The sequence below is a fragment of the Rahnella bonaserana genome, assembly GCF_019049675.1.
In the GTDB taxonomy this organism is placed as follows: domain Bacteria; phylum Pseudomonadota; class Gammaproteobacteria; order Enterobacterales; family Enterobacteriaceae; genus Rahnella; species Rahnella bonaserana.
This window is the reverse complement of sequence record NZ_JAFMOW010000064.1, coordinates 247340-261258: the sequence shown is the minus strand read 5'-3', so window position 1 is coordinate 261258 and position 13919 is coordinate 247340. Positions and strand designations below refer to the sequence as shown.

The following is a 13919-nucleotide window of genomic DNA, read 5'->3' as shown; positions in this document are numbered from 1 at the left end:
TAGGAATAGTTGTCATGCCTGCTTTAAAACCTGCTTCGATTCTCGGCCTGCTGGTGCTGAGTCTGTTTATTGTTATCGCCATTTTTGCTCCGTGGCTGGCACCTCATGCGCCGGATCAAACGCTCGGCATGTCGTGGGATTTACCAGGGCCCGGCTCTCTTCTGGGCACTGATAATCTCGGCCGTGACCTGCTTTCCCGGCTGATCTGGGGCACCCGCGTTTCCCTAGGCGTGACCGCGCTGGCGGCGCTGGTGGCGTTTATCGTCGGCTGTACGCTGGGCTTTATCGCCGGACTGCGCGGTGGCTGGCTGGATCAGGTGATTTCCCGCTGCAACGATATCGTCATGGCGATCCCGACGCTGATCCTGGCGCTGATCGTGCTGGCTGTGTTACCCAAAACCATTCTGGTGCTGACGCTGGTGCTCGGCCTGCTGGAATCCACCCGCGTACTGCGTGTGGCACGCTCTCTCGCGGTGGATATCGGCGTGATGGAGTTTGTCGATGTGGCGCGTTTACGCGGCGAAAGCCTTGGCTGGATCCTCTGGCGGGTCATTTTACCGAATGCTTTACAGACGTTAATTGCCGAATTCGGCCTGCGTTTTATCTTCATTTTGCTGTTCCTTTCCGCCCTGTCTTTCCTCGGTTTAGGCGTCCAGCCACCGACTGCTGACTGGGGCGGACTGGCACGGGATAACAAGGACGGCATTCTGTTTGGCGTCTGGGCGGCACTCATCCCTGGCGGCGCGATTGCCGTGCTGGCGCTGGCGGTCAACGCGGTGGCCGACTGGCTGATGAGCGGTCAGCGTCGCGTCTGGGGGAAAAAAGCATGAATGAACCGTTACTGAACGTTGAAAACTTGTGTGTGGTTTCGCAGGGTAAAAATCCGCGCACTCTGGTGGATAAGGTCTCTTTTACCGTCAGACGCGGTGAAGTGCTCGGACTGATTGGTGAATCGGGCGCGGGCAAATCGACCATCGGACTGGCGATCCTCGGGCATTGCCGTCAGGGGATGCGCATTCAGTCAGGCAAAATTGCCTTCAGCGGGCAGGAGCTGACGCAGCTTTCTAACCGCCAGCTGCGTCAGGTGCGCGGCAGGCAAATTGCGTATGTGGCGCAATCTGCCGGTGCGGCGTTTAATCCGGCGATGACGCTCGGCGAGCAGGTAATTGAAGCGGCGCTGAAACACAACGTTTTTAACCGCCAGCAGGCGCAGGCGAGGGCGATTGAGTTATTTGAACAGCTCGGATTGCCGGATCCGCAGCAGTTTTATCAGCGCTATCCGCATCAGGTTTCCGGCGGCCAGCTACAGCGGGCGATGATTGCGATGGCACTTTGCGCGGGGCCGGAACTGCTGATTTTCGATGAGCCGACGACGGCTCTGGATGTCACCACGCAACTCGGCGTACTGAAGGCTATCAGCGATGTTATTCGCCTTTCCGGCGTGGCGGCGATTTATATCAGCCATGATCTGGCGGTGGTCGCGCAGATAAGCCATCACATTATGGTATTACAGCACGGCAAAATGGTGGAGCACGCGCCGACGGCACAACTGCTGGCTGAGCCGCAGCAGGATTACACCCGCCGCCTGTTACAGGCGAAGGGCAAGACCAAAACACCGCAAACCGGCGATGCGCCGCTGATGCTGACGATCAGTAATGTCAGCGCGCGCTATCACGCGCAGCCGGTGCTGCAAAACATTTCACTCACTTTGCCGCGTGGCCGGACGCTGGCAGTAATTGGTGAATCGGGATCTGGCAAATCGACGCTCGGTAAAGTGATTTGCGGATTACTGGTGCCGGAGTCGGGAGATGTCAGCCTTGAGCAGACCTTGCTGCCCGCCGGGCTGCGTCAGCGCAGCCGCGTGCAATTGCGCGATGTGCAGATGATCCATCAGATCCCTGATACGGCGCTTAACCCGAAAGAGCGTATCGGCGGCCAGATTTCGCGCGTGCTGGCGTGTTTTACCACTCTGAACCGCAGTGAGCGTGAGGCGCGGGTGAAAGCCTTGCTGGCGCAAGTCGGGCTTAATGCTGAACTGGCGGAGCGTTTTCCGGATGCGCTTTCCGGCGGTCAGAAACAGCGCGTTTGTATCGCGCGGGCACTGGCGGCTGAACCCAAAGTTATCGTTTGTGATGAGCCCACCTCGGCACTTGACCCGTTAGTCGCCCGCGATGTGCTGGCTTTACTGCGCCAGATCCAGCAAGACACCGGCATCTCTTACCTGTTCATCACCCATGACTTGCAGGTGGTGCGGGAAGTCGCCGATGAAGTCGCGGTGCTAAAACAAGGCGTGATTGTGCGGCAGGGCCCGGTCGGCTGCACACTTGCCGAACCGCTGGACGATTACACCCGTGAATTGCTGCACTCTGTACCTGAAATGCGCGCCGGCTGGCTGGAAGAAATGTTTGCTAATTAATACTCCCTCTCCTGCCCGGCATGGGCTGACAGGGAGTTTCGCAGTGCTCCTCCCCCTGCGAAGTGGGAGGCCGGGAGGGGGTATTAATGACGAAAAGAAAGCGTAAGTGAATTTCAACGTTATCGGCTGACCTTAATACCCCAACCCTCCCTTCGCAGGAAGGGAGCAAAAGGGTCATTCCTCTTTACACTTTCCCAATATTCTCTTCGCTAAAGATTCCTTTATTTATACCGATAACCCTTTTGGATTAAATAAATATCTGAAATGTAGTTCCGCTATGCAATCAATATTTTGAAATATTTTTCATTGTATTTATTTTTATTGGCCAGGAAATAAGGGAGAGAGAATGTTTAAAGCGATCAACAATATGCGTGTCGGTGCCCGGCTGGGTGCGGCATTTAGTCTGGTGATACTGCTGCTGATCATCGTCAGCGTAACGGCAGTAACTAAAATAAGCAGTATTAACAGCAGTATCGAACAAATAATCAGCGACCGTTATGTCAAAGTGCGTCTGGCATTTGATGTTCGTGACGGGGTGAACGATCAGATTAAATATCTTCGCGGTATTGTCATCGATACCAAAAATCCAGAGCAAAATAACAAACGTTATTTACAGCTTGATGACTCCGTGAAACAAACTAATTTAGCGATGGATAAAATCGCCGCTATTCAGACTACCGTGGTCGGCAAACAGAAGATTAAAGCGCTGCAGGATGCGAGTGATATCTTTGAAGCTGCGAAAGAACAACTGGTCGCTTTAGCTCGCGCCGGGGATATGGACGGCGCGACGGAGTTCGTTCTGCGCAAACTGACCACCTCGCAAAATGCCTATCTGGATCTGGCTTCCGCGTTTGCTAACTCACAAGATCAGCAGCTTCAGGCTGAAGGGAAAAAAGCTATCGCGGACGGGCACAATGCCATTCAGCTGACACTGATTTTCTCCGTACTGGCGATTCTGGTCGCGGCAGCACTGGGCTTCTTCCTCACCCGTTCCATTACCCGTCCTCTGCATACTGCCGTAAAAGTGGCGGAAAATGTCGCGGCAGGGGATCTGACTACGCAAATTCAGGTGACCTCAGGCGATGAAACCGGTCAGCTCATGCAGGGGCTGAAGAACATGAACGAAAACCTGCTGAAAATTGTGACCGAAGTGCGTGCGGGCACGAACGCGATCCACAGCGCTTCGGGCGAAATCGCGGCCGGAAACCTGGATTTATCTTCCCGTACCGAACAGCAGGCCAGCTCTCTGGAAGAAACGGCGTCGGCCATGGAGCAAATGACGGCGACCGTGAAACAGAATGCGGATAACGCCCGTCAGGCCAATCAGCTGGCCGCGCAGGCTTCCCGCGTAGCTGTTCAGGGCGGTGAAGTGGTGGGCGAAGTGGTCAACACCATGGAAGGTATTAACGCGTCTTCCCGTAAAATCGTCGACATTATTGCTGTGATTGACGGCATTGCGTTCCAGACCAATATTCTGGCGCTGAATGCCGCGGTTGAAGCGGCGCGTGCCGGTGAGCAGGGGCGTGGCTTTGCGGTCGTGGCGTCTGAGGTGCGTAATCTGGCGCAGCGCTCTGCGAGTGCCGCGAAAGAGATCAAAGTGCTGATCGACGATTCGGTGGCGAAAGTGGATAACGGCACACAACTGGTCGCGAAAGCCGGTTCGACGATGGCAGAAGTGGTGTCCAGCGTGAAAAGCGTGACCGACATTGTGGGCGAAATCGCCATCGCCAGTAACGAACAGAGCACCGGCATTGAGGAAATTAATAAAGCCATCACGCAGATGGATGAAGTGACGCAGCAGAACGCCGCTCTGGTTCAGGAAGCCTCATCGGCGGCATATTCCCTCAATGAGCAGGCGGAGCGTTTGTCGCAGGCCATCAGCATCTTCAAAGTCAGCGCAGGTTCCGCGACGGCGGCGGTGCGTAAGGCTGCTCACGCGAAAACACCGGCCTTGTTGTCAAACCGCCAGCCGGTTCCTGTTATTGAAGAAGGTAACTGGGAAACCTTTTAAACTTCCGCACAGTTTCTGAAAAATTTCTGTTTTATGTCTAAACCCGACAAATTCTGTCGGGTTTTTTACTTTCTGTATCAGCTTTTGCCATAATCCCTGCGCCAATAAAAAGGAGACGGCTTTAATGATGAAAAATACCCTGCGTAAAACAGCACTGATGGCGGCGGCTGTAGTGCCAATGCTCGCATTCAGTGCGGCGTCCTGGGCGCAAACAGCGACGAAAATGACGTCAGTTCAGCAACAGCTGACGGCGCTGGAAAAAGAAAGCGGCGGGCGTCTGGGCGTGATGCTGATTGATACGGCGGACAACTCGCAAATTGCTTATCGTGCGGATGAACGTTTTGCGATGTGCAGCACCAGTAAGTTCATGGCGGCTTCGGCGATCCTGAAAGAGAGTGAAGTTAAGAAGAATCTGCTTACTCAGCATGTTGCGCTGAAACAATCGGATCTGGTGAATTACAACCCGATTACCGAAAAGCATCTTAACGATGGCATGACGATTGGTGAGCTGGCCGCGGCGGCCTTGCAGTACAGTGATAACGCCGCCATGAATAAGCTTATCGAGCATCTCGGCGGGCCACATAAGGTCACGGATTATGCACGTACGCTGGGTGACAAAACGTTCCGTCTGGACCGCACCGAACCGACGCTGAACACCGCGATCCCGGGCGATGACCGTGATACCACGTCACCGCGTGCAATGGCCCTGAGCCTGCAACATGCCACGCTGGGCTCCGCGCTGGCTGAACCGCAGCGCGCACAACTGGTGGAATGGATGAAGGGTAACACCACCGGCGCGATGAGCATCCGCGCAGGTTTACCGGCGACCTGGGTTGTTGGCGATAAAACCGGCAGCGGCGATTACGGCACCACCAATGATATCGCGGTGATCTGGCCGGAAAATAAAGCGCCGCTGGTGCTGGTGACGTATTTCACCCAACCGGAAAAAGATGCAAAATCCCGTCGTGATGTGCTGGCAAGTGCGGCGAAGATTGTGACGCAGGGTTATTGAACCACGCTCGTAAAGATCAGTTGGAACAATAAGAAAAGGGTCCGCAGGGACCCTTTTTTATGTCTGTCTAACGCCCAACCCGGTTAACGGCCGACGCGTGCCATCAGTGAGGCCGGATAACGGTCGCCCTGAACTTTCACCGTCTCCAGTGCGGTGGCTATGGTACGCAGTTCATCATCCGACAGTGTCACCTCTGCGGCGCCGAGGTTTTCTTCCAGACGGTGCAGTTTAGTCGTGCCCGGGATCGGCACTATCCACGGCTTCTGCGCCAGCAGCCAGGCTAACGCTATCTGCGCAGGCGTCACTTTTTTGTCCTGCGCAATCTGATGAATAACGGCCACCAGTTGCTGATTGGCCTCCAGCGCTTGCGGAGAGAAACGTGGCACAAGGCTGCGGAAATCGTCACTGCCGAACGTTGAATCAGCGGTGATGGAACCGGTCAGGAAACCTTTACCGAGCGGACTGAATGGCACAAAACCGATCCCCAGTTCTTCCAGCGTGGGGATGATTTCCTGCTCCGGCTCACGCCACCACATTGAATATTCACTTTGCAGTGCGGTCACCGGTTGTACCGCGTGCGCACGGCGGATTGTCTGCGCACCCGCTTCGGACAGCCCGAAATGCTTCACCTTACCTTCGCTGATCAGGTCTTTCACCGTACCGGCGACGTCTTCAATCGGTACTTCCGGGTCAACACGGTGCTGATAGAGCAGGTCGATAACGTCGGTTTTCAGACGCTTCAGCGAACCTTCAACGGCCTGGCGGATATGTTCCGGGCGGCTGTTAAGGATTTGCTGCTTATTATCATCGCCAAAAGTGAAACCAAATTTTGTCGCGATCACCACTTTGTCGCGAAACGGTGCCAGCGCCTCGCCAACCACTTCTTCGTTAAGATAAGGACCATAGACTTCGGCGGTATCAAAGAAAGTGACGCCCCGTTCGACGGCAGCGCGGATCAATTCAACCGCCTGTTGAGTCCCTGTGGCAGGCCCGTAGCCATGGCTCAGTCCCATACAACCTAAACCGAGTGATGAGACTTCAAGGCCGGATTTTCCCAGCAGACGTTTTTGCATGTGATTTTCCTCTGATTGACTTCTAAAATCCTGTCATCTTGTGATTATGGGATTTTGTGATTTCCCGTTGCGGGCAACGGCAGGTGCGTAGTGTTAGTCATACTAGACGCAGAACTTTAATCAGATTAGAGGGGGTTATCTGCAAGATCTTATGAGCAGGATTCATGAATCAACAGGATGCTGCCGTTATATCCTTGAAAAGCCGCTTTGTATTAACAGTTTTAATAAGCAGTAATAAAAATCCGGATTATTTCGTCCCTAAGTGGAATTGATATCGGTGAAATATATTTAAACATTTATATCAGGCCAATATTCAGCCAGTTACTGCCGGTTTAATTATTACTGGCGCTTATCTGTGGTCCCCGCGGCTATAATAGCTATGTTAACTAAGTTGTCTGCTGCAGGTTTTCCGACCCGTGCATCGTCACGGCTGTCTGGCCAAACCTCTTCGCGATTTCGCAGGGGGAAAGTGCCTGCGGGAATCCCTGTTTAGCCTGTGTTTAACAGGCCGGAAGTGCCTTTTTGGCCTTTATTAATGACCGCGTTATGGGCTTAACTCAGCACGATCGTTCATTAAATCAGCAACATATTGATTAGTATGCAAAAGAATAAACAATTCTATACAAAATAAATTATTGAGGTGGGGGCAAAAAAGCCATATATTGGCCGCGTTTTTCACAGGGTACTTACTTTTAAATTCCATTTATTCAATTGCGGCGTTACCAATAACCCGCGGTTGTAGGAGAGATATGATGACGGATAAAGTCCGTATTGACAGTTTAGGTGCGAATTCATTAAACGGAAACAATGAAACCTATTTGGCGAGACAAGCTGAATTTGAATCGAATGTTCGGAGCTATCCTCGTAAATTGCCTCTGGCAATTGCGAAAGCCCATGGCGTGTGGATCACTGATGTTGAGAATAATCAATATCTTGATTGCCTGGCGGGCGCGGGTACGCTGGCTCTGGGACATAATCATCCTGACGTGCTGCAAAGCATCCAAAATGTCATTACCAGCGGCTTGCCGTTACATACACTGGATCTGACAACACCGTTGAAAGATCAGTTCTCCGAATATCTGCTTTCTGTATTGCCACAACAGGGCAAAGAATATTGCCTGCAGTTCACCGGCCCGTCGGGTGCTGATGCTGTTGAAGCGGCAATGAAACTGGCTAAAAAAGTCACTGGCCGTACCGGTATCATCAGTTTCTCTGGTGGCTACCACGGTATGACGCACGCCACGCTGGCGGTGACCGGTAACCTGTCTCCGAAAGAAGCGGTTAACGGCATGATGCCGGAAGTGCAGTTTATGCCTTATCCGCACCAGTACCGCTGCCCGCTGGGCATTGGCGGTGACGCCGGCGTTAAAGCATTAACCTATTACTTCGAAAACCTGATCAACGACGTGGAAAGCGGCGTTCGCAAACCTGCGGCTGTGATCCTTGAAGCTGTTCAGGGTGAAGGCGGCGTGAACCCGGCTCCGGCTGAGTGGTTGCAGCGCATCCGTAAAGTGACTCAGGAACACGGCATTCTGCTGATCCTCGACGAAGTGCAGGCGGGTTTCTGCCGTACCGGCAAACAGTTCGCCTTCGAACACGCGGGCATTGAGCCGGACATCATCGTGATGTCTAAAGCTGTGGGCGGGGGTCTGCCACTGGCCGTGCTGGGTATCAAAAAACAGTTCGATGCCTGGGCGCCGGGTCATCATACCGGGACTTTCCGCGGCAACCAGCTGGCAATGGCGACCGGCCTGACCACGCTGAAAATCCTGAAAGAAGAAAAAATTGCCGAGAAAGTGGCTGCACAGGGCGAGTGGCTGAAAAGAAAACTGGCTGAGATGCAAAAACGTTACCCGGTAATTGGTCACGTGCGCGGTCTGGGTCTGATGATCGGTATCGAGATCGTGAAACCGAGCGAAGCGCAGGATCACATGGGTTGCTACCCGGCTGATGGCGAGCTGTCTGCGCTGCTGCAGAAAAAATGCTTCGAAGCGGGCCTGATCCTTGAACGCGGTGGCCGTAATGGTTGCGTTCTTCGCCTGTTGCCTTCCCTGCTGATCACCAATGATGAGCTGGGTATTTTCCTCGATAAGTTTGAGCAGGCGCTGTTAGCGGCTGGCGTCAAGCCTGTCTGAGCGGAGTAAGAGATTCTGATGTCCGAGTTAAACCCGATTCTGGCAGGTTCAGCGCAAAGCACTGAAGCCTATCAGCAAGCCATTGCGCAGAGCACTGAAGCTGTCGTGCAGTGGCTGCAACAACCTGAGATGTATCAGGGCAAAACCGTTGCTGAACTGCGTGAACGTATCAAACTGGACTTCAATCCAAACGGCCTGGGTAACCAGGCCGCGATTGAACGCGCCATTGAATACTTTTTAAAAGACAGCCTGTCTGTTCATCATCCGCAATGTGTTGCGCATCTGCACTGCCCGAGCCTGGTCGTCAGCCAGGCGGCGGAAGTGCTGATCAACGCCACTAACCAGAGCATGGATTCCTGGGATCAAAGCCCGTCAGCGACCATCATTGAGATGAAACTGATTGAATGGCTGCGTACTCAGGTTGGCTATCAGGCTGGCGACGCGGGCGTGTTCACCAGCGGCGGCACCCAGAGCAATCTGATGGGTCTGATGCTGGCGCGTGATGCCTTCTTTGCCCGTCAGGGTCATTCCATTCAGCAGGATGGTCTGATCGGTAATCTGCGTAAAGTTAAAGTGTTATGTTCTGAAAATGCGCACTTCTCTGTGCAGAAGAACATGGCATTGCTCGGTCTGGGTTACCAGTGTGTGACGCTGGTTAAAACCGATGAGTTCGCGCGTATGGACCTCAACGATCTGCGCGAGAAAGTCGCACAGGCGCAGGCCAATGGCGATCAGATACTCGCGATCGTGGCGACCGCCGGAACCACCGACGCCGGTGCTATCGACCCGCTGCGCGCCATTGCTGAACTGGCCGCTGAGCATCAGATTTGGGTTCATGTGGATGCGGCGTGGGGCGGTGCTCTGTTGCTGTCCGAAAAATACCGCGAGTATCTGGACGGCATCGAGTTAGTGGATTCCATCACTCTGGACTTCCACAAACAGTTCTTCCAGACCATCAGCTGTGGCGCGTTCCTGCTCAAAGAAGAGCGTCATTACGAGCTGATGCGTTATCAGGCGGCTTACCTGAACTCTGAGTTCGATGAAGCTGCTGGTGTGCCAAATCTGGTGTCCAAATCGCTGCAAACCACCCGCCGTTTCGATGCACTGAAACTGTGGATGGGTCTTGAAGCATTAGGTCAGAGACAGTATGCCGCCATCATCGATCACGGTGTGACGATGGCACAGGAAGTCGCGCAGTATGTGACCTCTGAAGCCGCGCTGGAACTGGTGATGAAGCCGCAGCTGGCGAGCGTGCTGTTCCGTTATCGTCCTGAGCAACTGGCGGGCAGCAGCGATGTGGCTATCGCGTTGCTGAACCAGAAAATCGGCGATGCGCTGCTGGAATCTGGTCGCGCCAACGTAGGCGTGACGGAGCATAACGGCGTGACCTGCCTGAAACTGACTCTGCTGAACCCGACGGTGACGCTGGAAGACGTGAAAGTTCTGCTGGCGCTGGTTGAGAAAACCGCACAGCAACTGCTGAACCAGTAAGTTTTAGTTCTGCGCCCAGGCGCAGCGAAAAGCCGGTGATACGAAAGTGTCACCGGCTTTATTATTTGTGAAGATTCACTCAGACATGCTGTTAGTGCGGATATTTTCTATAGTGAAATCATCGAAAATAGGGGATTCAAATTTATTTGAGATATCACGCACACGATATATCTTCCACTTGTTCTCCTCCAGCCTGACATAAGCTGCTAAATGTTCGTGTTTTCCATCCTGAATTCCGAGCCAGACATCGACGACTTTACCCCCCATCAGATCACGGATATCACCTGTTTTGAAGGCGGCAATCCACGCGGGATCATAGTCTTGTGAGTAAGTGAAATAATCAACATTAAAAATATCAGGTTCCGGAAGTTTGCTGATTATTTCCAGCTGCTTAAGAGTGTCTGTGGCGACATAGCGACGCATTTCAGCCGACTGGAGGGCTGGCGAAGGAGAACTCATGAACGTGTTCAGGTAATAATGATAAAAGTCAGTGACCTGCTGAATGGCCTTTTGGTCATCTGTTCGGGGAGAGGTGCATGCGGTCAGCAGGGTGATGAACAACATGGCGAGTATGCGCATTATTACTTCCTGTAAATTTTATAAGCGGGTTGGGCTCTGCGATAGCCCCCACCCGGATACATCGTGCGTTGTCTGAAATCTGAATACCATGTTGTGCCGTCAAACATGGTCATATGACCTGACGGGTTTCCCCCTGTGTAGGGCTGGATAATTGCTACATCCCCTGGTTGAAGCGTTGAACCCCGAGGTAATTCACGAAAACCGGCACGCTCTAACGGTGCTCCATAATCTTTAGCATTTGCAGTCCGGTCAAAGGTTGTGCCTCCCGCTTCAATAGCTTGTCTGGTGTATTCAGCACAGCGGCTTAGTGAACCTCCGCTCGCGTGTGTTCGTATGTGCGAAACTGCTGCGTCCCTGTTCCAACTCATAACTGCTCCAAAGTAAAAACACTGTTTATCCTACGTTTGTCGAAACGCTAAAATACGCCCTGGAAATAACGGGCAGAAAGCACTAAAGGTGCGAAAGGTTATTTTCAGAAGTTTGTTATCGGGGTTAGTTCTGGATCCGTTCTGTTAAGTTGTAACAACCCGCCTATTCACCGAACTTTCCTATTCTTTCGATCGCCCGGGCCTCGTTTCCTATACTGGTACTTTGTGTTGAAAGCGGGGAGGGACGATGAATTTTCTGTCACACTTCAATTTTATCGCGCTGGTGATGACACCGGCATTCTGGATTGGCGTCGCGACGATGGTGGTGGTTACGCTGGTGACTTACTGGCTGCTGAGCTGGTTACTGTCGTTTCTGCGCAAAGGCGTTAAGAGCTGGGGAGAGGTGCATCCGGCGACCAACAGAATGCGATTTATATTGGGCGATATGCTCAACCGCACTAATAATCTGCTGATATTTGTCGCCGCATTCCTGTTCAGCCTGCGGTTCGTCAATCTGCCGGACAATCTCTACAACACCATCAGCCATGCGTGGTTTCTGGTGCTGGCGCTGCAAATGGCGCTATGGCTTGATCAGGGTGTGGTGTCGTGGTTGCGGCATATCATGCGGCAGCCGGGCATGAACAAAAATCCGGTGACGCTGGTGATCACTGGGCTGATATTCCGCGCGATGGTCTGGTCGGTAATGCTGTTATCCATTCTGGCTAACGTTGGCGTCAACATTACCGCGCTGGTCGCCAGTCTGGGCGTGGGCGGTATTGCTATCGCGCTGGCTATCCAGACCATCCTCAGCGATGTATTTGCCTCGCTGTCGATTGGCTTTGATAAGCCTTTCGAAATTGGTGATTTTGTGGTGTTCAATGATGTCGCCGGTACGGTTGAACATATCGGCCTGAAGACCACGCGGATCCGCAGTTTAAGCGGCGAGCAGATTGTCTGCGGGAACGCCATTTTGCTTCAGCAGACGCTGCATAATTACAAGCGTATGCAGACCCGCCGCATCGTGTTCAATTTTGGTATCGCCATCAATACGCCGCCGGATAAGCTGCGTAATATCGGTGACATGGTCAAAGAGATCATTATTGATGTGGGCGAAACAAAATTCGACCGCGCGCATCTTCTGGGTTTTGGCACCGACCGTTTAAATATTGAGGTGGTTCATATCGTTAATACCGCCGATTACAATAAATATATGGATATCCAGCAGGAAATTAATATCCGCATTATCGAAAAGCTCATTGAAAACGGTATTGAGATGGCGCTGCCAAATATGATTGTTAAAACACCGGAGAAAAGTGGCATTGGGGAATGGGAAGCTGCCAGCGCAAAACCACAGGGTTAAGATAAAAAGACAGGGTTGCCGCACATCACAGTGCTGCAACCCTGTCTTTTTGTGGATCTGATTAACGCAGCTGTTGTGCGATGGCGCTGTACATCAGCGATGCTTCCAGCGGCTGTGCGCTGAAATCAGGTTCTGCCTGTGGCCATGTTGACCACTGGACAATCACCAGATTTTCCGCGCGATTCACCATAATCACCTGACCATAAATGCCCAGTGCCCACATCGAACCTTTTAACGATTCAGACGGCGCTGGCGTGACGTTTTTGGCATTGGCCGGCACAGCATTGTTCCACCACTGATAACCGTACATCCCGTCCGGATGCGCAGCGGAAACTGAATTCTTCGCCTTATTCCAGTCTGCTGCCTGTTCCAGCCAGTGCTCAGGCAGGATTTTTTTGCCGTCCGGCAACTGGCCGCCGCTCATCACAAACTCACCAAAACGTCCCCAGTCTTCCAGAGTTGCGTTAAATCCATGCGCTCCGACGTCATGTTTTCCCTGCTGATAGGAATGCCAGACGCCATCCTGCGCCATGCCGTAAGGCTGCCAGAGGGTCTTTTCCAGATATTTCGCCAGCGGCACGCCGGTGGCTTTTTCCAGCACATCGCCCAGCAGCCATGCACCACCAGAAGAATACGACCAGTATTCACCCGCCGGATGCGCCCGTTTCAAACCCGTAATGATTTTGCGTACACAATCGTAGGTGCCCGGCTGCGCTTCACATTGCGTGAGATGAGCAAAATCCGAAGCGGGATTAGTGTAATCCTCGTTCCATGCCACACCAGAAGTGTGCTGGATGAGCTGGCGCAACGTTACGCCCTCCCACGCCGTGCCTTTAAGATCAGGTTCGTAGTCGGTGATCAGGTCATCCAGGGATCTGATTTTGCCTTCCTTAATGGCAATTCCGACCAGCGTCGACACCACGGATTTCCCCACAGAACGGGATGTCCACAAGGTATGGTCTGTATTGCCTTCGCCCAGATATTTGTACGCGATTTTGCCGTCTTTAAGTACCAGCATACCGGTCACATTTTCACGCTTCAGGTAATCCTGCAGCGTATAGGTTTTACCGTTCACGCTGTACGTTGGATCCTGAAGTTGCTTTTCTGCCTGTGCAAATGGCGTGGCTTTGCCATGACGGAAAACGTCGCCGGCATAATTGCGGTAATCGTTACGAAAACCTGTGACGCGGTCGGCCTGATCCCAGTTCAGCATGTCTTTGGCAGCCGGAAGCGTCTTATCGAATGGCGTCGGACAGGTGCTGAGTTTGATACCACCGCAGTCCTGTGGTTGCTCTGCAAAAGCAGGCGTTATAAACGAGACTGCTGCACTCATGGCCACAGCCAGCATCAGAGGTTTTAAGAGGGGATTATTCCATGTGTTCATGTTTTGGCTTGTCCATCAGAGTATCGGGAAACATGAGTATAAGGAGGGTAAAGGGTTTAAAAAAATCAGCTAATGGGGGAAAATCCCCCG

General features: G+C 52.8%; 11 protein-coding genes. 7 read left to right on the top strand and 4 right to left on the bottom strand.

The features are described from left to right. Nucleotides 1-14: 14 nt before the first annotated feature. The 4 genes from J1778_RS15265 (at nt 15) to J1778_RS15250 (ending at nt 5439) form a co-directional block, all read left to right on the top strand. A complete protein-coding gene (locus J1778_RS15265; protein ID WP_217173895.1) occupies nt 15-830 on the top strand; it encodes an ABC transporter permease in 816 nt (271 codons plus the stop codon). Continuing rightward, on the top strand, nt 827-2416 hold the full coding sequence (locus J1778_RS15260; protein WP_217173894.1) for an ABC transporter ATP-binding protein: 1590 nt from the start codon (nt 827-829) through the stop codon (nt 2414-2416). Before J1778_RS15265 ends, J1778_RS15260 begins: the two co-directional genes overlap by 4 nt. A gap of 346 nt (nt 2417-2762) precedes the next feature. Continuing rightward, complete coding sequence (locus J1778_RS15255) at nt 2763-4427, top strand: methyl-accepting chemotaxis protein (protein ID WP_217173893.1); 1665 nt, start codon at nt 2763-2765, stop codon at nt 4425-4427. A gap of 124 nt (nt 4428-4551) precedes the next feature. Beyond that, nucleotides 4552-5439: an extended-spectrum class A beta-lactamase RAHN-1 gene (locus tag J1778_RS15250; RefSeq protein ID WP_063864600.1), complete on the top strand. Its 888-nt coding sequence runs from the start codon at nt 4552-4554 to the stop codon at nt 5437-5439. An 83-nt stretch (nt 5440-5522) separates the two neighbouring features. On the opposite strand, the gene J1778_RS15245 is transcribed toward J1778_RS15250, so the two are convergent. Then, nucleotides 5523-6512 carry an aldo/keto reductase gene (locus tag J1778_RS15245; protein ID WP_217173892.1) on the bottom strand — a complete coding sequence of 330 codons (990 nt, stop codon included), beginning with the start codon at nt 6510-6512 and terminating at the stop codon, nt 5523-5525. 752 nt (nt 6513-7264) lie between these two features. On the opposite strand from J1778_RS15245, the gene J1778_RS15240 reads away from it, so the two are divergent. Together J1778_RS15240 and J1778_RS15235 are read left to right on the top strand one after the other, a co-directional pair. Then, nucleotides 7265-8647 (top strand): diaminobutyrate--2-oxoglutarate transaminase, encoded by a 1383-nt coding sequence (locus J1778_RS15240; RefSeq protein WP_217173972.1) that lies wholly within the window; start codon nt 7265-7267, stop codon nt 8645-8647. 18 nt (nt 8648-8665) lie between these two features. Then, the gene (locus J1778_RS15235) at nt 8666-10138 is read left to right on the top strand and encodes a pyridoxal phosphate-dependent decarboxylase family protein (protein ID WP_217173891.1); all 1473 of its coding nucleotides are present in this window, start codon (nt 8666-8668) and stop codon (nt 10136-10138) included. Between the two features lie 75 nt (nt 10139-10213). On the opposite strand, the gene J1778_RS15230 is transcribed toward J1778_RS15235, so the two are convergent. Continuing rightward, on the bottom strand, nt 10214-10717 hold the full coding sequence (locus tag J1778_RS15230; RefSeq protein WP_217173890.1) for a YqhG/Tai3 family protein: 504 nt from the start codon (nt 10715-10717) through the stop codon (nt 10214-10216). Nucleotides 10718-10719: 2 nt separating this feature from the next. After that, on the bottom strand, nt 10720-11085 hold the full coding sequence (locus J1778_RS24615; protein ID WP_238484736.1) for a hypothetical protein: 366 nt from the start codon (nt 11083-11085) through the stop codon (nt 10720-10722). A gap of 247 nt (nt 11086-11332) precedes the next feature. On the opposite strand from J1778_RS24615, the gene J1778_RS15225 reads away from it, so the two are divergent. Continuing rightward, nucleotides 11333-12445 (top strand): mechanosensitive ion channel family protein, encoded by a 1113-nt coding sequence (locus tag J1778_RS15225; protein ID WP_217173889.1) that lies wholly within the window; start codon nt 11333-11335, stop codon nt 12443-12445. A 61-nt stretch (nt 12446-12506) separates the two neighbouring features. Here J1778_RS15225 and J1778_RS15220 read toward each other — a convergent pair whose 3' ends face one another. Beyond that, complete coding sequence (locus tag J1778_RS15220; protein WP_217173888.1) at nt 12507-13829, bottom strand: serine hydrolase domain-containing protein; 1323 nt, start codon at nt 13827-13829, stop codon at nt 12507-12509. Between the last annotated feature and the right edge of the window lie 90 nt (nt 13830-13919).

What these genes read in the sequence shown, in the direction of transcription:
- J1778_RS15265 (WP_217173895.1), top strand. Translation starts at nt 15, where the DNA reads ATGCCTGCTTTAAAACCTGCTTCGATTCTCGGCCTGCTGGTGCTGAGT.
- J1778_RS15260 (WP_217173894.1), top strand. Translation starts at nt 827, where the DNA reads ATGAATGAACCGTTACTGAACGTTGAAAACTTGTGTGTGGTTTCGCAG.
- J1778_RS15255 (WP_217173893.1), top strand. Translation starts at nt 2,763, where the DNA reads ATGTTTAAAGCGATCAACAATATGCGTGTCGGTGCCCGGCTGGGTGCG.
- J1778_RS15250 (WP_063864600.1), top strand. Translation starts at nt 4,552, where the DNA reads ATGATGAAAAATACCCTGCGTAAAACAGCACTGATGGCGGCGGCTGTA.
- J1778_RS15245 (WP_217173892.1), bottom strand. Translation starts at nt 6,512, where the DNA reads ATGCAAAAACGTCTGCTGGGAAAATCCGGCCTTGAAGTCTCATCACTC.
- J1778_RS15240 (WP_217173972.1), top strand. Translation starts at nt 7,265, where the DNA reads ATGACGGATAAAGTCCGTATTGACAGTTTAGGTGCGAATTCATTAAAC.
- J1778_RS15235 (WP_217173891.1), top strand. Translation starts at nt 8,666, where the DNA reads ATGTCCGAGTTAAACCCGATTCTGGCAGGTTCAGCGCAAAGCACTGAA.
- J1778_RS15230 (WP_217173890.1), bottom strand. Translation starts at nt 10,717, where the DNA reads ATGCGCATACTCGCCATGTTGTTCATCACCCTGCTGACCGCATGCACC.
- J1778_RS24615 (WP_238484736.1), bottom strand. Translation starts at nt 11,085, where the DNA reads ATGAGTTGGAACAGGGACGCAGCAGTTTCGCACATACGAACACACGCG.
- J1778_RS15225 (WP_217173889.1), top strand. Translation starts at nt 11,333, where the DNA reads ATGAATTTTCTGTCACACTTCAATTTTATCGCGCTGGTGATGACACCG.
- J1778_RS15220 (WP_217173888.1), bottom strand. Translation starts at nt 13,829, where the DNA reads ATGAACACATGGAATAATCCCCTCTTAAAACCTCTGATGCTGGCTGTG.